Annotated in this window: 14 protein-coding genes; 6 read left to right on the forward strand and 8 right to left on the reverse strand. The window is 71.8% G+C overall.

Translation table 11 applies throughout. The features are described 5' to 3' along the window. Positions 1-56 precede the first annotated feature (56 nt). On the reverse strand, positions 57-587 hold the full coding sequence (locus EWV39_RS13515; RefSeq protein ID WP_238148368.1) for a MarR family winged helix-turn-helix transcriptional regulator: 531 nt from the start codon (positions 585-587) through the stop codon (positions 57-59). 291 nt (positions 588-878) lie between these two features. On the opposite strand from EWV39_RS13515, the gene nhaA reads away from it, so the two are divergent. The 6 genes from nhaA (at position 879) to EWV39_RS13545 (ending at position 10,295) form a co-directional block, all read left to right on the forward strand. Next, entirely contained in the window at positions 879-2,159 is a 1,281-nt protein-coding gene (gene nhaA / locus EWV39_RS13520; protein WP_238148369.1) for a Na+/H+ antiporter NhaA, read from the forward strand. A gap of 114 nt (positions 2,160-2,273) precedes the next feature. Further along, complete coding sequence (locus tag EWV39_RS13525; RefSeq protein ID WP_129661460.1) at positions 2,274-3,446, forward strand: alpha/beta hydrolase; 1,173 nt, start codon at positions 2,274-2,276, stop codon at positions 3,444-3,446. A 44-nt stretch (positions 3,447-3,490) separates the two neighbouring features. Continuing rightward, entirely contained in the window at positions 3,491-6,868 is a 3,378-nt protein-coding gene (gene lysX / locus EWV39_RS13530; RefSeq protein ID WP_129661463.1) for a bifunctional lysylphosphatidylglycerol synthetase/lysine--tRNA ligase LysX, read from the forward strand. Continuing rightward, positions 6,865-7,587, forward strand: coding sequence for a hypothetical protein (locus EWV39_RS13535; RefSeq protein WP_129661466.1), 723 nt, complete (start codon positions 6,865-6,867; stop codon positions 7,585-7,587). Before lysX ends, EWV39_RS13535 begins: the two co-directional genes overlap by 4 nt. A gap of 139 nt (positions 7,588-7,726) precedes the next feature. Further along, the gene (locus EWV39_RS13540) at positions 7,727-9,226 is read left to right on the forward strand and encodes an alanine/glycine:cation symporter family protein (protein ID WP_129661469.1); all 1,500 of its coding nucleotides are present in this window, start codon (positions 7,727-7,729) and stop codon (positions 9,224-9,226) included. Between the two features lie 481 nt (positions 9,227-9,707). Beyond that, positions 9,708-10,295 (forward strand): arsenic metallochaperone ArsD family protein, encoded by a 588-nt coding sequence (locus EWV39_RS13545; protein WP_238148370.1) that lies wholly within the window; start codon positions 9,708-9,710, stop codon positions 10,293-10,295. 44 nt (positions 10,296-10,339) lie between these two features. Here the strand turns inward: EWV39_RS13545 and EWV39_RS13550 are convergent, their stop codons facing one another. The 7 genes from EWV39_RS13550 to EWV39_RS13580 all read right to left on the reverse strand — a co-directional run. Continuing rightward, a complete protein-coding gene (locus tag EWV39_RS13550) occupies positions 10,340-11,584 on the reverse strand; it encodes a M20 metallopeptidase family protein (RefSeq protein ID WP_337589955.1) in 1,245 nt (414 codons plus the stop codon). A gap of 168 nt (positions 11,585-11,752) precedes the next feature. Then, the gene (locus tag EWV39_RS13555; RefSeq protein WP_129661479.1) at positions 11,753-12,286 is read right to left on the reverse strand and encodes a hypothetical protein; all 534 of its coding nucleotides are present in this window, start codon (positions 12,284-12,286) and stop codon (positions 11,753-11,755) included. A 177-nt stretch (positions 12,287-12,463) separates the two neighbouring features. Next, positions 12,464-12,760, reverse strand: a complete 297-nt coding sequence (locus tag EWV39_RS13560; protein ID WP_129661482.1) for a PLD nuclease N-terminal domain-containing protein — start codon at positions 12,758-12,760, stop codon at positions 12,464-12,466. Between the two features lie 68 nt (positions 12,761-12,828). Beyond that, positions 12,829-14,313, reverse strand: coding sequence for an amino acid permease (locus EWV39_RS13565; RefSeq protein ID WP_129661485.1), 1,485 nt, complete (start codon positions 14,311-14,313; stop codon positions 12,829-12,831). Between the two features lie 120 nt (positions 14,314-14,433). Continuing rightward, the gene (gene gabT, locus EWV39_RS13570; protein WP_129661488.1) at positions 14,434-15,774 is read right to left on the reverse strand and encodes a 4-aminobutyrate--2-oxoglutarate transaminase; all 1,341 of its coding nucleotides are present in this window, start codon (positions 15,772-15,774) and stop codon (positions 14,434-14,436) included. Between the two features lie 182 nt (positions 15,775-15,956). After that, the gene (locus tag EWV39_RS13575; protein WP_129661491.1) at positions 15,957-17,387 is read right to left on the reverse strand and encodes a gamma-aminobutyraldehyde dehydrogenase; all 1,431 of its coding nucleotides are present in this window, start codon (positions 17,385-17,387) and stop codon (positions 15,957-15,959) included. Between the two features lie 35 nt (positions 17,388-17,422). Then, positions 17,423-17,791 (reverse strand): aldehyde dehydrogenase family protein (locus EWV39_RS13580; RefSeq protein ID WP_129661494.1); only part of this gene is annotated, 369 nt, incomplete at its 5' end.

Genomic DNA, 17,791 nt, shown 5'->3' on the forward strand with positions numbered 1-17,791 from the left:
TCGGCAGGACCGGAGCATCGAGGACGCCCCCCTCCCCGCGGCGCCGAGGGCGCGCGCTACTCCCGCGGCCTGGAACCGTGGGCCAGCTGCGCGGCGACGATCGCGGAGGGCCGCCCGCCCAGCAGGGCCTCGCCGATCCCCGCCAGCTGGGCGATCTGCCGCCGATTCAGGTGGTTGAACACCGACTTGCGCACCTGCTCCACGTGCCCGGGGGCGGCGGCCACCACGGCGTCGTACCCCGCCTCCAGGAGATGGCAGATGCTGACCCGGCGGTCGATCTCGGAGGTGATCCGCTGGACGTACCCGTCGCCCTCCAGCCGCTTGACCACGCGGGAGAGCCGGGCCAGGCGCGTGTTGGTCTGCGCCGAGAGCTCGGACATGGTCAGGTGGCGCTCCGGGGCCTCGGAGAGCATGGCCAGCACCATGTACTCGACGAAGCCCAGCGAGGAGTCCCGCTGGAGCTGGTTCTCCAGCTGGCCGGGCAGCTGGAACATGATGGCGGACAGGCTCAGCCACGCCTCGCGCTCCTCCGGGGTGAGCCACTGGGGCTCCTCCTCCGGCCGGCCGGTCTGGTTCGATGACGTCAACGTGGACCTCTCTCGGGCGCTCGTCTGCTCGGTGGCCGCCCCGACGACGGGTTGTCGGGCGGCGTCGTCCGGAGCGTCTTAGACATTATGCCTGGGAAACCCGGCTGGTCGCCCCATGCCGGCGGCGCGTTCGTCCTCCCGGGGCTCCAGACGGGCCCTTCCGCCGCGCTCTCCTGGCCACAGCCTGCCGCGTTCTCTACCATGGAGGATCAGGTGTGCCGGGAAGTCTGGTCGGCCTGCGCTCCCCTCCGGGGCGCAGAGACAATGTCAGCCGATCCCTGGAGCCCCTTCGTGACCCAGCAGACCGCCGCGTCCCAGCCCGCCGCCGACCCCTACCGGAAGCACTCCCGGTGGGGCGACTTCTCCCGCAAGGAGTCCATGGGCGGGGTCTTCCTCATCCTCGCGACCGTCCTCGCCCTGATCCTCGCCAACTCCGGCGCCGCCGGAGGGTACTTCGGCGTGCGGGACCACTACCTCGGCGTCGAGCTGGGCTCCCTGGACCTGCGCCTGTCCATCGGGCACTGGGCCGCCGACGGGCTGCTCGCGGTGTTCTTCTTCATCGTCGGGCTGGAGCTGAAGAAGGAGTTCGTGATCGGGGACCTCCGCCGCCCGGGCAAGGCGGCGGTGCCGATCGCCGCCGCGGTGGGCGGCGTCGCGCTGCCCGCCCTCATCTACCTGGCCCTCACCGCGGGCCGGGGCGCCGAGGCCGTGGGCGGCTGGGCCATCCCCACCGCCACCGACATCGCCTTCGCGGTCTCGGTGCTGGCCGTGATCGGCTCGCACCTGCCCGCCGCCCTGCGCATGTTCCTGCTGACCCTGGCCGTGGTGGACGACCTGATCGCCATCACCATCATCGCCGTGTTCTACACCTCCGACCTGCGCATCGGCTTCCTCGCCCTCGCGCTGATCCCGCTGGTCGCCTTCGCCCTGGCGGCGCGGTACGCGGAGCGGTTCCTGACCACCAGGACCTGGGGACCGTGGCTCGTGCTGCTGCCGCTGGGCGTGGTGACGTGGGCGCTGTTCCTCGGCTCCGGGGTGCACGCGACCATCGCGGGCGTCCTGCTGGCCTTCTGCGTCCCGGCCGCCCGGACCCGCCGGACGCCCGACGACGCAGCCGTCGGCCTCTCCGAGGTCCTCGAGCACCGGGTGCGGCCCCTCTCCGCCACCGTGTGCGTGCCGATCTTCGCGTTCTTCTCCGCCGGCGTGGCCGTCGGCGGCTTCTCGGGCCTCGCGGAGTCGGTGACCTCCGCGGTGGGGCTCGGCATCATCGCGGGGCTCGTGCTGGGCAAGTGCGTCGGGATCTTCGTCACCACTTGGCTGGTCACCCGCGTGCCGGGGCTCGAGCTGGACCGCGACATCGCGTGGGTCGACGTCGTGGGGCTCGCCCTGGTGGCCGGCATCGGGTTCACCGTGTCCCTGCTGATCGCCGAGCTGAGCTTCGGCGTCGGGTCGGAGCTGAACGACGCCGCCAAGGTCGGCATCCTCACCGGCTCGCTGCTGGCGGCGGTGCTCGGCTCGGCGCTGCTCGCCGTCCGGAACGCGCACTACCGCCGCCTCGCCAGCGCCGCCTGAGACGCGCGTACCGGGATCGCGCGGCGAACTCCCACGCGTCGTCCGTGGAGAACCTCGGGCGCCGGCCGTAATGTGATGGATTATAGTACAGGCGCCGGGCGATGCGGGGGACAGATGGCGGACTTCTTCGAGCTGACGTCGTGGGGCCTCGTCGGGACCGTCGCGGCGGTCACGGCGGCCGTGTTCGCCGCCGCCGTCGTCGTCATCCCGCGGATGCGGCGGCGCAGCCTGCGCACCCACCTGGCCCAGGCCGTCTCGCTGCTGCTGGTCTCGGTGCTGGTCCTGCTCAGCACGGGGCTGCTGCTGAACAAGCAGAACAACTGGTTCTCCTCCTGGGCCGACCTCTTCGCCGACCCCTCCGCCATCGGGAACGTCAGCTCCCAGGTCTACGGCTCGACGCCGGCCGCGGACGTCACCCCCGCCGAGGTCTCCCAGCAGGCCAGCGACCTCCAGGCCCACCCGGCGTCGAACCCCGACTTCGGCTCCCGCCTGGACCAGGACGCCCAGCAGGGGCAGTACCTCTCCTTCTCCCTGCCCGGCTCGCAGAGCGGCCAGACCTACGACGTCACCCTCTGGCTGCCCGCCTCCTACCTGCAGCACCCCGACCGGTTCTACCCGGTCGTCCTGGGCTTCACCGGCTTCCCCGGCTCGCCGGACACCTACTCCGAGTCGGTGGACTACGGGCAGAGGATCGAGGACGCCGTGGCGGCGGGGAAGATGCGGGAGGCGATCATGGTGATCCCCGACGTCTTCCCCGGCACCTACGACAGCGAGTGCGTGGACGGCACGAAGTCCCAGGACGGCGTGGAGACCCCCCGCGTCGAGACCTACGTGACCCGGGACCTGGTGCCCTGGGTCGAGAACAACCTCCGCGTGATCAACTCCCCCGGCGCTTGGAGCACCGAGGGCTACAGCGCCGGCGGCTGGTGCGCGGCGATGCTGCCCCTGCGGCACCCCGACCTGTTCGGCTCCGGCATGGTCCAGTCCGGCTACTTCTCCCCCATCTACTCCGAGGGCCAGGAGTGGACGGATCCGAAAGACCCGAAGTACGACCTCGCCCGGATCGCCTCCACGGAGAAGCCCGCCGTGAACCTGCACTACTTCTCCAGCGAGGCCGACTCCCTCTCCTGGCCCTCCCTGGAGGCCTTCCGCGGCAGCGTCTTCCCGCCCACCTCCCTGACCGCCGAGTACGTGCCCGCCGGCGGGCACACCCTCGACGTCTGGATCCCCGGCATGGAGCGGGGCCTCGAGTGGCTCGGCTCCACCAGCCCCTACTTCGCCCCCTGACCCCGCCGTGGGCCCCGCAGCCCGCACGACCGAAACGAGACAGCATGAGCAGATCAGCCTCCCGGCGCACCGCCGCCGCGGAACGGGGCCGCGGCGAGCGCACGGCGCGCCTGATCACGTGGCTCTACGCCCTGGCCCTGATCGTGAACCTCGCCCTGCTGATCGCCAAGCCGCCGCGGGCCGGGTACACCCTCGTGGAGCTCCTGTTCGGCGTGGTGAACCTGCCGGTCGAGCGCAGCCTCATCAGCGTGGTGGTCTCCGGGGCGATCTTCTGGGCCCTGCTGCGGCGCAAGCGGGTGGGCCTGTTCGGGGCGATGTTCTTCCAGCTGATGGGGATCGTCATCGCGATCGCGCTCAGCCTCGTGGCCGTCCTCGGGGAGGAGGACGAGGACCTCATGGCCAGCCTGCCGCTGATCAGCCCGATCTTCGACTACATCGGCGCCGTCGTCGCCGTGGTGATGCTGGTCCTGCTGTTCCGCGCCCGGCGCGCCTTCCCCGCCAAGGTCGGCGGGACCTCGTACGGCGCGGCGCTGGGGGTTCTGCTGCTCGGGGCAGGCGTCGCGGTGCTCGTCGCGTGGCTGATGGTGCCCGCCGGCTCCGCGTCGCAGATCGGCTCCCTGCTGCTGAACGCCATGGGCATCACCTCGCCCAGCATCGGCGCCCAGCTGCCCCACGTCCGCCACTGGCAGGTGCAGGTCATCGCCACCGTCTACGGCCTGGCCGCCATCGCCGCGATCCTGGTCTTCCTCCGCTCGGGCAAGCCGACCCACTCCTGGTCCGGGGAGCAGGAGGTGCGCCTGCGCGGGCTGCTGCACGAGTACGGCCACCAGGACTCCCTCTCCTACTTCGCCACCCGGCGCGACAAGTCGACCGTCTTCTCCCCCGACGGGCGCGCCGCCGTCTCCTACCGCGTGATCCGCTCGGTCTCGCTCGCCTCGGGCGACCCGGTGGGCGACCCCGCCTCCTGGGACGCGGCGATCGACGCCTGGAAGCGGGAGGCCCGCACCTACGCCTGGATCCCGGCCGCCATCAGCGCCGGCGAGGCCGGGGCCCGGGCCTACGTGCGCGCGGGGATGGCGGTGATCCCCATGGGCGACGAGGCGATCCTGCACCCCGGCCGCTTCTCCCTCAACAACACCTCCATGACCGAGCTGCGGCACACGGTCTCCCGCCTCTCCCGGGCGGGGATGACCTACCGGATCCGCCGCCACGGCGAGCTCTCCGAGGCGGAGCTGCGCGAGCTGCTGGAGCGCTCGGAGGCCTGGCGCCACGGCGGCGCCGAGCGCGGGTTCTCGATGGCGCTGAACCGCCTGGGCGACCCGGCCGACTCCCGCTGCCTCCTGCTCACCGCGCACACCGCCGACGGCGAGCCGGTGGGTCTGCTCTCCTTCGTCCCCTGGGGCTCTACCGGCGTCTCCCTGGACGTGATGCGCCGCGCCCCCGACTCCCCCAACGGCACCACCGAGTTCATGATCGTCAAGCTCATGGAGGAGGCGGATGGCCTGGGCGTCTCGCGGGTCTCGCTGAACTTCGCGATGTTCCGGGAGACCTTCGCGCGCTCGCAGGAGATCGGCGCCAGCGCGCTGACCCGGCTGAACTCCTCCGTGCTGGGGGTGCTCGACAGGTTCCTGCAGCTGGAGCGCCTCTACACCTTCAACCAGAAGTTCGCGCCGGACTGGGTGCCGCGCTTCCTCTGCGTCGACTCCCGGGTCTCCACGCTCAACGTCGGCGTCTCCGCCGGCATCGCCGAGGGCTTCCTCCCCCAGGCGCTGGCGCGCACGCCCTCCGCGGAGGGCACGCTGACGCCCGAGGAGCTGGAGCGCGTGCGGGAGGTCGAGCGACACCGGCTGGCCGCGGAGGACCTGACGCCGCGGTGGTCCGACCAGACCCGCCACCGCATCGAGCACCTGCGGCAGATGCGCGAGGCCGGGTACGAGCCGTATCCCAAGGGCACCGGCGAGGGCATGACCGTGGGCGAGCTGGCCCGGCGGATCGAGGCCGGGGCCGCGGGCGCGAGCGGAGCCGAGTCGCTCTGCGTGACCGGCCGCGTCCGGGCGATCCGCCGCCACGGCGGGGTGGCCTTCCTCGACCTGGTGGAGCACGGCGTCGTCGTCCAGGCGGTCCTCGAGGAGGCCGCGTGCGGACCGGAGACGCGGGGGCGGACGCGCTGGGTCGACACCGGGGACCACCTGCTGCTGCGCGGCCGGGCCGGCGCCTCCCGAAACGGGACGCCGTCGCTGCTGGTCGAGTCGTGGGAGCTCATCTCCAAGTGCCTCCACCCGATCCCCTTCGACTCCTTCACCGACCCGGAGGCCCGGCTCCGGCGCCGCTCGATGGACCTGATCGTCAATCCCGAGGAGTCCCGGCGGCTGCGCATCCGCTCGGCCACGATCCGCTCGATCCGGCGGACCCTGGACGAGCGCGGCTTCCTCGAGGTCGAGACGCCGATGCTCAACGTCGTCCACGGCGGCGCCTCGGCCCGGCCGTTCAAGACCTTCATCAACGCCTACGGCGTCGACCTGACCCTGCGCATCGCCCCCGAGCTGTACCTCAAGCGCCTCGTGGTGGGGGACATGGGCCCGGTCTACGAGCTGGGCCGGGACTTCCGCAACGAGGGCGCCGACGCGACCCACAACCCCGAGTTCACGGTCCTGGAGGCCTACCGGCCGCACGAGGACTACATGGGCATGAAGCGCCTGACCGAGCGGATGCTCAAGGACGCCGCCCGGGAGGTCTTCGGCCGCGAGGTCCTGCCGCTGCGGCTCGGGCCGGACCCGAAGGACCCGCAGGAGCCCGCCGAGCTGGTGGACGTCTCCGGGCCGTGGCCGGTGGTCTCCGTGTGCCAGGCGCTGTCCGACGCCGTGGGCCGTCCCATCACGCTGGGGACAGACATCGAGGTCCTCCTGGAGCTGGCCCGCCAGCACGAGATCCACGTCCGGGACGACATGGGCCCGGGCGCGATCATCGAGGAGCTCTACGGCGAGCTCGTGGAGGCCAGGACCTCCCGGCCCACGTTCTACAGGGACTTCCCCGTGGAGACCTCGCCCCTGGCCGGCCCCCACCGCACCGAGCCCGGCCTGGCGGAGCGCTGGGACCTGGTGATCAACGGGACCGAGATGGGCACCGCCTACTCCGAGATGGCCGACGCGCTGGAGCAGCGTCGCCGGCTGACCGAGCAGTCGCTGAAGGCCGCGGCCGGCGACCTCGAGGCGATGCAGGTGGACGAGGACTTCCTCGACGCCCTGGAGACCGGGATGCCGCCCACCGGCGGGCTCGGCATCGGCGTCGACCGCTTGATCATGATGCTGACCGGTGCGCCGATCCGCGGCGTGCTGGCCTTCCCCTTCGTCCGCCCGGGCACCGGCACCCGCGCGCGGAGCGCGGCCAGGACGGCCGCGGAGCAGGGGCCCGCGGCCGGATGATGGAGCCCGGTGCGTTCATCGCCTCCGCGGGCGCGCTGGGCCTGGGCGGCCTGGACCCCGCTCCCCCGCTCATCGCGGCCGTCTACATGGCCTCCCGGCCGGCGAGCAGCCCGCACGCCGCGCGGCGGGTCCGGCGCGCGGTGCTGGCCTTCGGGATCGTGCTGATCGGCGGGACCGCGCTGTGGGGGATCGCGCTCTCCCTGCTGGTCGGCGAGCGCCTGGACGCGATCCCGTGGGGGCACCTGCTGCGGGCCGGCGCGGTGGTCGCATGGATGGAGGTCGCCGCCGCGCTGGCGGGCCTGGTCTACGCGGTCTGCCGGTGGAGGCGCCGGAACCGGGCGCCCGAGGCGGAGCGGGACCGCAGCTTCGCCGGCCTGCTGCTGGTCGCGGTGGGATTCGTGGCGCTCGTGACCTCGGATCCACCCTTCGTCCTGGCCACCGGGCTCTCGGGGCACCAGCCGCTGTGGGCCGTCGTGGTGGGGATGGGCCTGTGGACGCTCGTCTCACAGGCCCCGCTGGCGGTGCTGTGCGGAGCCGTCATGGCGAACCAGCACCGGCGGGCGGCCCGGCTGATCGGGAGGGCCTGGGCGGCGGCGCGGCGCTGGGTGAACCTGATCCTCCCCCTCGGCGTCGCGGCGGTCTGCGCCCTCATGCTCCTCGACGCCGGCAAGTACCTCCTCCTCGGCAGGTTCCTCATCGACCCCTCCGGGCAGCTCTGAGCCCGACGGCGTCGCGGGACCCGGCCGCAATGTTCTCCTCCTCACCCTCCAGCGGGTAAGGTGACGCGCAACCGCACCGGCGCCGCGGCGATCCCGCGCCGGCCCGGGTGCCCCTGTCACTCGCTCGAAAGTTCACACCATGGAAGCTTTGACCGAACTGGTCACCTCGATCGGCGACTCCGTCTGGAGCGTCATGTTCATCGTCCTGCTCGGCGTCGGCCTGTACCTGACCATCCGCACCGGCGCCGTGCAGTTCCGGGCCATCCCGGAGATGCTCCGCGTGGTGGGCGAGCCCGGCGGCAGGGGCCCCGACGGCCGGAAGCAGATCTCCTCCTTCCGGGCCTTCACGATCTCGGCGGCCGCCCGCGTCGGCACCGGCAACATCGCCGGCGTCGCCCTGGCCATCAGCCTGGGCGGTCCCGGCGCCGTGTTCTGGATGTGGCTCATGGCCGCCATCGGGGGCGCCAGCGCCTTCGTCGAGTCGCTGCTGGCCCAGCTGTACAAGCACCACGGGCGCGACGCCTACGTCGGCGGGCCCGCCTACTACATGCAGCGCGGTCTCAAGGCCCGGTGGATGGGCATGATCTTCGCCGTCATCATCTGCATCACCTACGGCTTCGCCTTCAACTCGGTGCAGTCCAACTCGATCGTGGACGCCGTCTCCCAGTCCACCTCCTACTTCTCCGAGGGGCTCGCCGAGAGCCCCGGCCTGAAGGTCGTCATCGGCCTGGTCCTCGTGGCGGCCACGGCGCTGGTCATCTTCGGCGGCGTGCGCTCGATCTCGGCCGTCAGCCAGGTCGTCGTCCCGGTCATGGCCGTCCTGTACGTCCTGCTGGGCCTGATCGTCGTGGCGCTCAACATCGGCGAGGTCCCGGCGATGTTCATGCAGATCATCGAAGGGGCCTTCGGCATCCGGGAGTTCGTGACCGGCGGCCTGATCGGCGTGATCATCACCGGCATGCGGCGCGGGCTGTTCTCCAACGAGGCGGGCATGGGCTCCTCCCCCAACGCCGGCGCCACCGCGGCCGTCTCCCACCCGGCCAAGCAGGGCCTGGTCCAGTCCCTCGGCGTCTACTTCGACACTATGATCATCTGCTCGATCACGGCCTTCATCGTGCTGCTGTCCAACCCGACGTTCGGCGACTCGGCGCAGGGCGCGGCGCTGACCCAGACCGCGCTCTCCGCGCAGCTGGGCGACTGGGCTCTGCACTTCCTGACGGTCGCGATCTTCCTGTTCGCCTTCACCTCGGTGATCGGCAACTACTACTACGGCGAGTCCAACATCCAGTTCCTCACCAACTCCACGGCGGCCCTGCAGGTCTACCGCATCCTGGTTCTCGCCTGCGTGTTCATCGGCGCGGTGATCGCCCTCGACCTCGCCTGGGCGGCCGCCGACCTCTTCATGGCGTTCATGGCCTTCCTCAACCTCATCGCCGTCGCGCTGCTGTCGAACGTGGCGGTGAAGGTCATGAAGCACTACCAGCGGGAGCGGAAGTCCGGCCAGGAGCCGATCTTCCGCGCCTCGGACCTGCCGGAGATCACCGGCGTCGAGGTGTGGGACGGCGACGACGAGGTGACCACGCGGCAGTTCTGGGTGGACCACTTCGCGGGCAAGAAGCAGAAGGCGGGGCGCCGCTAGGCTCCGGTCCGCCGCCCGTCACGCCTCCTCGTGGGGCGAGACGGGCGGCGCGTCAGCCGGACGTGAGACCTCGTCTCACGGAGAAACCACGGCGCCCGCGAGGGGGCCGCGTCGGCGGCGGGTTCGCTCTGCGCCGGCGGCGTCAAGACATGGCGGCAAGACATGGCGTGCAGCCAACTAGCGCTTTTCGGAGGTTTCCTGCCGGAAATCTGCCGCCCGTGCCTCCGCACGGGTCATGAGCCGCTTCTGTTTTTCGGAACGAAACCTCCGAAAAGCGCTAGTTGAGCACACCTCCATGCTTTCCCCACGGTTGTCCCTTTTCCACGCAGACGGCCCTCCCCGCCCCCCCTCATCCCCCTCCCCAAACGCCCAGGATCCCCGCCACGATGGTCGCCGAGCGCACGCCTCGCGGGGTCATCCGGAGGAGCGAGCGGGACGGCGTCGTGACACAATGGACGCGCACAACTCTTGGGAGGTCAGCGTGGCATACACCGAGGTCGAGGTCTTCATCCCGGCGGGCGGCCCGCAGGACGCGGAGCGCGAGGAGTTCCTCGACGCCGCCGCGGAGCTCGCGCAGCAGGGGTACCCGATCACCGTCTACGTCCGTGACGAGGACTCCTGGGCCTTCGAGCAGTGCGAGCACGTGGCGGACATGATCGCGGCATCCGGCGATGCCGTCCTCCCGATCACCCTGCTCGGCCCCCGCATCGTGGCCTCGTGGATGTACCCCACGAGCGAGCAGATGCAGCGCTTCGCCCGGGCCGACGAGCCCAAGCGCAAGGATCCCCGCTTCTCCGCGGCGGCCGCCGCGTGCGGCCCCGGCGGCCGGGCGCTCCCCGGCCAGACCGGGGCGTCCGCCGAGCGGCCCCAGCCCTCGGGGTTCGCAGCGGTCCTCGCCGGCGTCGCGGAGACCCCGCGCGGCGGCCCCGAGATCGGCGAGCGCCGCAACCTCATGGGAGGCGACGCTGGGGACGGCCTCCCGGAGGGCGGCGAGAGCGCGACGGGGGGCGAGCAGCGCCCGGCCTCGGGCGGGTGCTGCGGCGGCTCCTGCGAGTGCGGGGGCCACTGAGCTGACGGCACGACGCCGGGCGGCCGGGAGCGGCCCCGCCCCCCTCAGCCCTCCTCGGCCCGCGCGAGCCGCTCGAAGGCCAGCGCCGCCAGCGCGGCGGCCTGGGTCGGCAGCACGGCGTCGTCGAAGCGCGCCTCCGCCGAGTGGTTGACCGCCGCCTCGGCCGGATCCACGTCCGGGGGCGCCGCCCCCATGAAGATGAACGCCCCGGGGACCTGCTCCAGCACGTAGGAGAAGTCCTCGGAGCCCATCACGGCGTGCGGGGCCTCGACGACCTTCTCCTCCCCCAGCACCCCGCGCAGCGTGGCGGCCGCGAACTCCGCCTCGGCGGGGTCGGAGGCGGTGGGCGGGTACACGACCTCGTACCGGACCTCCGCCTCGCAGCCGTGCGCGGCGGCGATGCCGGCGGCCAGGCGCTCGGCCACCTCGCCGAACCGCTCCCCCGTCTGCCGGGTCATGGCCCGCACGGTGGCGCCGCAGCTCGCCATGTCGCCGATGACGTTCGGCGCGTCCCCTCCCGCCCGGAGCTGGGTCACGGTCGCCACGACCGGGTCGAAGACGTTGAACTCCCTCGTCACGGCGGCCTGCAGGGCACCGACGAACTCCACGAGCGGGGGCACCGGGTCCACGGAGGCGGACGGCGTCGAGCCGTGGCCGCCCTTGCCCTTCATGCTCGCGCTCAGGACGTAGGAGCCGGCCATGATGGGACCGGGCCGGTAGACCGCGAGACCGCTGCCCCGCGGCATCACGTGGATGCCGTAAGCGGCGACCGGCCGCTCGCCGGTGACCTGCAGCAGCCCCTCCTCGATCATCGGCTGCGCCCCGCCGGGGCCCTCCTCGCCGGGCTGGAACATGAAGACGATGCTGCCGGCCAGCTCCTCCCGGTGGGCGCTGAGCAGTCGGGCGGCGCCGACCAGGCCGGCGGTGTGCAGGTCGTGACCGCAGGCGTGCATGTTCTCGTTGAGGGAGGAGAACTCCTCCCCGCTGTTCTCCCGCACGGGCAGGGCGTCCATGTCCCCGCGCAGCAGCACGGCCGGCCCAGGACGGGCTCCCTCGAGGACCGCGACCACCGAGCTCAGGGACTCGCCCTCGACGATGCGCAGCGGCAGCCCCTCCAGCGCGGCGAGGACCGCGGCCTGGGTCCGGGGCAGGTGGTTCCCGAGCTCCGGGTGGCGGTGCAGGTCGCGTCGCAGCTCGCGCAGCGACGTCGCAAGGGGGAGGACCTCCTCCGCGAAGCGCCGGGTCGTCTCCGCGAGCCCTGTCTGAGTGGTGGTGGGAACCGCTGCCAAAGGATGCCTCCGTGCACATGTGCTGGGACGGCGCGTCGAGCGTCGACGGGTCTGCCTGGCCCGCGGCATCCGATCCTACGCCCGGCTCCGGTGCGCGACGCCGCGCGCACGGGGTGAGGTCCTTCACCCCTCGGGCACGACGACGTCGGCACCCCGGCGTCGTCGGGCTCAGCGGGCGGACGCGTCCCGGGAGGCCTCCCGCTCGAGCTCGCCGAACAGCAGCTCCAGGTCCGCGGCCCCCTGCCCCCAGTCGTAGACGGTGAGCCAGAAGGTGGGGGCGCACCGGGCGCTGATCTCGATGAAGCCCTCGCCCACCGGGCGGCACCTGAGGGTGATCCGCTCGCCCCACGACCACCACGAGAGCCCGCGCGTCACGCGGGCAGTGGCGGGCGACAGCGACTCCACTCTCAGGGAGGGGATCCGCGCCACGGCGTCCTCGAGGAGGCTCGGGACGTCGTCGAGGCCCGCGGGAACCTCGACCCGGCCCTCGCTGCGCGCGCCCCGCCCGGCGATGCCGTAGGCACCGTTCGGCGCGGAGGTCCTCCGGGCGCCGAGGAGGACCAGGAGCAGGAGGCCGAGCAGCGGGGGAAGCAGCCATGGCGTGGTCGTTCCCCACCAGCGCGCGAGCAGGGAGGCGGCCCCCAGCGCGACCGCGAGGGCCACCAGGAACCACGAGAACGTCCACCAGGGGCTCCGGGTCACCGGCCTCTCACGCTTCCTCGTCAGCATCCTCCCAGGTTTTCAGCTCGCCTCAAGGTGCCGCAAGGACCGGGGCTGGGATGAAGCGCACCCGGAGGGACCCCCGGCGCGCCCGGAAGGTCCCCCGGGCGCCCCGGCCGAGCCAGACCGGCACAGGTGGCCCCTCAGGACCCCAGTGCCTCAGGCGCCCGAGGCCGCCGAGTACCGCCGTCCGATGCCGGGTCCCCGGTCCTCAGCGGCCCAGCCCGGCGCCGGCTGGTCGACCTCGAGCCGGTGGGTGCGCCCCACCAGGAACCACGTGACCGGGCCGAGGAACGGGAAGGCGAAGATGGCCAGGGCCCACAGGATCTTCCCCGCGCCGGTGTAGCGCTCGGAGATCATCACCGAGATCAGCGCGCCGACGAAGAGGGCGATGGCCGCCGCGGCGACCAGGCCGAAGCCGATGAGGAGGAGGATGTCAGGTGTCGTGAAGTTCATGCCTCCACTCTCCCGTGCGGCGTCGTGCCGGACATCAGAGCCACCTATCGAGCGGGGTAGGGCTGGCTCTACTCCCGCCCGGCCTCCGAGGACGACGTCGCCGCGGCGGCCACCCGGCGCCGGGCGAGGCTCCGACGCACCAGCGGCCAGAACAGGACGAGCACCGCCGTCGCGATCAGGCTGGTCCAGACCTGCGTCCGGCCGTCCTCGGACATCAGCATGATCACCAGCACCGCGCCGATCGCCGCGATCAGCAGGATGTTCAGCCACGGGTGCAGCCACATCCTGAGCTTGAGCCCGGCGACCTCTTCCGGCGTCATCCTCTGGCGCAGGCGCATCTGCGTCAGGGCGATGAACACGTAGACGAAGAGCGCGACCAGGCCGGCGGAGTTCATGATGAACTGGAAGATCCCGGTGCCGGGGGCCGCGAAGTTCACGATCGCTGCCGCCACCCCGCCGACGGTCGAGGCCAACAGCGCGGCCACGGGGACCCCGCGCCGCGAGCGCTTCGCCACAATCCGCGGGGCGAAGCCCTCCTGGGCCAGCGCGGCGAACATGCGCGAGGCGGAATACAGGCCGGAGTTCAGCACCGAGAGCACGGCGGTGAAGATGATCAGCTGCATCACCGTGGCCGCGCCGGGCAGCCCGAAGAGGGTGAACACGTAGGTGAAGGGCGCGTTGGAGACGTCGGTCGGCTCGGGCAGCTCGTCCCACGGCACGATCGTCACGATGACCAGCACGGCGCCGACGAAGAACAGCAGGATGCGCCAGATGACCGTGCTGGTCGCCTGCCGGATGCCCTTGGCCGGGTCCTCGGACTCGGCGGAGGCCATCACCGCGATCTCCGTGCCGAAGTAGGAGAAGATCACCAGCGCGACGCCGGTGAAGGCCACCCCGAAGCCGTGGGGAGCGAAGCCGCCGTGCTCCCAGAGGTTGGGGACGGCGAAGGCGGCGTCGGGCCACAGCCCCAGGGCGTAGAGCACGCCGGCCACGAGGAAGACGACGATTGCGAGCACCTTGATGCTCGCCAGCCAGAACTCGACCTCGCCGAACGTCCGCACGGAGATCAGGTTGGTCCCCACGAACACCGCGAGCAGCAGCAGCGACCACCCCCACGCCGGGAGGAAGGGGAACCAGCCGCCCAGCGTCTCCCCGCCGAGCACCGCCTCGTAGGCCAGCACCCCGACCCAGAAGTACCAGTACAGCCAGCCCACCAGGTACGCGGCCCAGTCGCCGAGCCCCACCCGCGCGTACTCCATGAACGAGCCGATGGCCGGGCGCGCAGCGGCCATCTCGCCGAGCATGCGCATCGCGAGGAAGACCAGCAGCCCGCCGATCAGGTACGAGAGGACAGCGGCGGGCCCCACGCTCCTGATCACGTTCCCCGAGCCGACGAAGAGGCTCGCGCCGATGATGCCGCCGAGGGTGATCATGGTGACGTGCCGGGAGCGCAGCCTGCTCCCGCCCGCCGCCTTCCTCCGCGGCTGGACGGTCCCGGCGGTGGTCTGCGGGGAGACCGGCCGGTCGTAGGGGGACTCGTTGTCTGCGGGCACTGGACCCCGCCTTTCTCTCTGGGAACTCCTCCGCGGCGTCGGCGGAAGTCCGGGACCGCGCGCGACGACGCCCCGGGCCGTCCCAGCAGGGAGGTCCCGGGGCGTCGTCCTGACATGAATCTAGACGGTGCGGATCGCTTCCACCAGCACGTCCAGCGCCTGGCCCAGCAGGTCCTCGCCGATGGTCAGCGGGGGCAGCAGACGGATCACGTTGCCGTAGGTGCCGCAGGTCAGGATGACGACGCCGCGCTCCAGGCAGTACGCCGCGATCTCCTTCGCCGCGCTCGGGTGCGGGGCCTTCGAAGCCGAGTCGGCGACCAGCTCGATCGCGAGCATCGCGCCGCGCCCGCGGACCTCGCCCACGACGTCGAGCTCCTCGGCCAGCGGGTCCAGCACGCCCCGGACCTGCGCCTCGATGGCTTTCGCCCGGGCGTTGAGGTCCCAGTCCTCCATGGTCTCGATCGAGGCCAGCGCGGCGGCGCAGGCGACCGGGTTGCCGCCGTAGGTGCCGCCCAGCCCGCCGGGGCCGACGGCGTCGAGCAGGTCCGCCCGTCCGGTCACCGCGGAGAGCGGCATGCCGCCGGCGATCCCCTTGGCCAGGGTCATCAGGTCCGGCACCACGCCCTCGTGGTTCACGGAGAACCACTCGCCGGTGCGGCAGAAGCCGGCCTGGACCTCGTCGGCGATGAACACGACGCCGTTCTCCTTGGCCCACTCGGCCAGGCGCGGCAGGAAGCCGTCCTCGGGGACGATGAACCCGCCCTCGCCCTGGATCGGCTCGATCAGGATCGCCGCGACGGTGTCCGCGCCGATCTGCTTCTCGATCTGCAGGATCGCCCGCTCCGCGGCCTCCTTGCCCCCGATCGGGGCGGCCTCGCGGTAGGGGTAGTTCATCGGCACCCGGTAGACCTCGGGTGCGAAGGGGCCGAAGCCGGACTTGTACGGCGCGGCCTTGGCCGTGAGCGCCATGGTCAGGTTGGTGCGGCCGTGGTAGGCGTGGTCGAAGACGACGACGGCGTTGCGCCCGGTCGCCGAGCGCGCCACCTTCACCGCGTTCTCCACGGCCTCGGAGCCGGAGTTGAACAGCACGGTGCGCTTCTCGTGGTCGCCCGGCGTCATGCCGTTGATCTTCTCGGCGACCTGCACGTAGCCCTCGTAGGGGGTGACCATGAAGCAGGTGTGGGTGAAGTGCTGCGCGGACTCCTGCACGGCCTGCACGACCTTGGGGGCGGAGGCGCCCACCGAGGTCACGGCGATGCCGGCGCCGAGGTCCACCAGCGAGTTGCCGTCGACGTCGACGATCACGCCGCCGTCAGCGTCGGCCGCATAGACCGGGACCGAGCTGGCGACGCCGCCGGGCACGGCCTTGCCGCGGCGCTCGGCGAGCTCCTGCGAGCGGGGACCGGGGAACTGGTCGGTCAGGTGGATCTGCTGCGGCAGCCGGTAGGTGATCTCGGACATGGGAGGCACTTCTTTCTGACGTGGATGTGGAAGACGTGGGCGACCCGAGCCGCCGACGGGCGTCGGGGGCTCGGGTCGCGGTCGCGGGTCGGCGCCACCGCGGATGCGGGGCACCCCTCACCCGCGGGAGGCCGTGCCGGGCCGACAGGGCCGGACCGGGCCACCGGGGCGCGGTCGCGGGGTCAGGCGCTGATGTCGTGCATGACGTGCTTGACGCGGGTGTACTCCTCCACCGCGTACTGCGAGAGGTCCTTGCCGTGGCCGGACTCCTTGAATCCGCCGTGCGGCATCTCGGCGGCCAGCACCACGTGGGTGTTGACCCAGACGCAGCCGAAGTCGAGGTCCCGGGAGACCCGCATGGCGGTGCCGTGGTCCGAGGTCCACACCGAGGAGGCCAGGGCGTAGCGGACGTCGTTGGAGAGCTCCACGGCCTCCTCCTCGGAGGAGAAGCCCTGGACGGTGAGCACCGGGCCGAAGGTCTCCTCCTGGACGATGGCGTCGTCCTGGCGGACCCCGGAGATCACGGTCGGGGCGACGAAGAAGCCCTTCTCGCCGACCTGGCGGCCGCCGGTCTCGACCACGGCGTGCTCGGGCAGGGAGCCCAGCTTCTCCATGACGGTGTTGAAGTGGTTCACGTTGTTCAGCGGGCCGTAGTAGTTCTCCGAGTCGTCCGCGGAGCCGGTGGCGGTGGCCTCGGCGGCCTCGACCAGCAGGCGGGTGAACTCCTCGCGGGCCGACTCCTCGACCAGCACGCGGGTCACCGCGGTGCAGTCCTGGCCGGCGTTGAAGTAGCCGAACTCGGTCAGCATCTTCGCGGTGCGCTTCAGGTCCGCGTCGGCGAAGACCACGGCCGGGGCCTTGCCGCCGAGCTCCAGGTGGGTCTGCTTGAGGTCCTCCGCGGCGGCCTTCGCCACGGCCCGGCCGGCGCGCACCGAGCCGGTGATCGCGACCAGCTGCGGGGTCGGGTGGCTGACCAGCGCGGCCCCCACGCTCCCGTCGCCCAGGACCACGTTCACGACGCCGGCCGGGAAGATCTCCGAGATCAGCTCGGCCAGCACCAGGGTCGACTCCGGGGTGGTGTCCGAGGGCTTGAGCACCACGGTGTTGCCCGCGGCCAGGGCCGGCCCGAGCTTCCACACCGCCATGTCCAGCGGGTAGTTCCAGGGCGTCACCTGCGCGACGACGCCGACCGGCTCCCGGCGGACGTAGGAGGTGTGGTCCTCCACGAACTCGGTGACGGCCTTGCCCTCCAGGGTCCGGGCGGCGCCGGCGAAGAAGCGGATCTGGTCCGCGCCGCCGTGGATCTCCTCGCTCATGATGGCCTCGCGGGGCTGGCCGGTGTTGCGGTGCTGGGTGTCGGCCAGCCGCTGGGCGTTGGCCTCCATCGCGTCGGCCAGGTCCAGCAGCATCTTCTGCCGCTCGGAGGGCGTGGTGCGCCGGAAGGTCTTGAAGGCCTCGCGGGCGGCGTCGAAGGCGGCGTCGATCTCCTCGGCGGTCGAGATCGGCGCCTGGGCGACCGTCTCGCCGTCGACCGGGTTCACGATGTCCAGGACATCGGTGGCGGACGAGTCGACGAACCGCCCGTTGATGAAGTTCTTGAGTCGAGTGACCATGGTGTCCTCCTGTGTGGTCGGTGCTGCGGGCCGGGTCAGCGGCCCGCGTAGGGGTCCTTCACCCCGATGTACTGAACAGTCGTATACTCCGCAAGCCCTTCGGCCCCGCCCTCGCGGCCCAGGCCGGACTGCTTCACCCCGCCAAACGGCGCCGCAGCATTCGAAATCACCCCGGCATTGAAACCCATCAGGCCGTACTCCAAATGATCCGAAAGCCGGAACAACCGGGAAGGATCCTGCGTGTAAGCATAAGAAGCCAAACCGTACTCCGTGGCGTTGGCCAACTCGAAAGCCTCCCCCTCAGTCGAGAACGTCACGATCGGAGCCACCGGACCGAAGATCTCCTCGGTCACCACCCGCGCATCAGCCGGCACATCAACCAGCACCGTCGGGCGGTAGAAATA

This window comes from Rothia halotolerans (assembly GCF_004136635.1).
Taxonomy (GTDB): Bacteria; Actinomycetota; Actinomycetes; order Actinomycetales; family Micrococcaceae; genus Rothia; species Rothia halotolerans.

Bases quoted from the DNA above. Each gene is read 5' to 3' on its own strand.
- EWV39_RS13525 (WP_129661460.1), top strand. From the start codon at position 2,274: ATGGCGGACTTCTTCGAGCTGACGTCGTGGGGCCTCGTCGGGACCGTC.
- lysX (WP_129661463.1), top strand. From the start codon at position 3,491: ATGAGCAGATCAGCCTCCCGGCGCACCGCCGCCGCGGAACGGGGCCGC.
- EWV39_RS13535 (WP_129661466.1), top strand. From the start codon at position 6,865: ATGATGGAGCCCGGTGCGTTCATCGCCTCCGCGGGCGCGCTGGGCCTG.
- EWV39_RS13540 (WP_129661469.1), top strand. From the start codon at position 7,727: ATGGAAGCTTTGACCGAACTGGTCACCTCGATCGGCGACTCCGTCTGG.
- EWV39_RS13560 (WP_129661482.1), bottom strand. From the start codon at position 12,760: ATGAACTTCACGACACCTGACATCCTCCTCCTCATCGGCTTCGGCCTG.
- gabT (WP_129661488.1), bottom strand. From the start codon at position 15,774: ATGTCCGAGATCACCTACCGGCTGCCGCAGCAGATCCACCTGACCGAC.
- EWV39_RS13575 (WP_129661491.1), bottom strand. From the start codon at position 17,387: ATGGTCACTCGACTCAAGAACTTCATCAACGGGCGGTTCGTCGACTCG.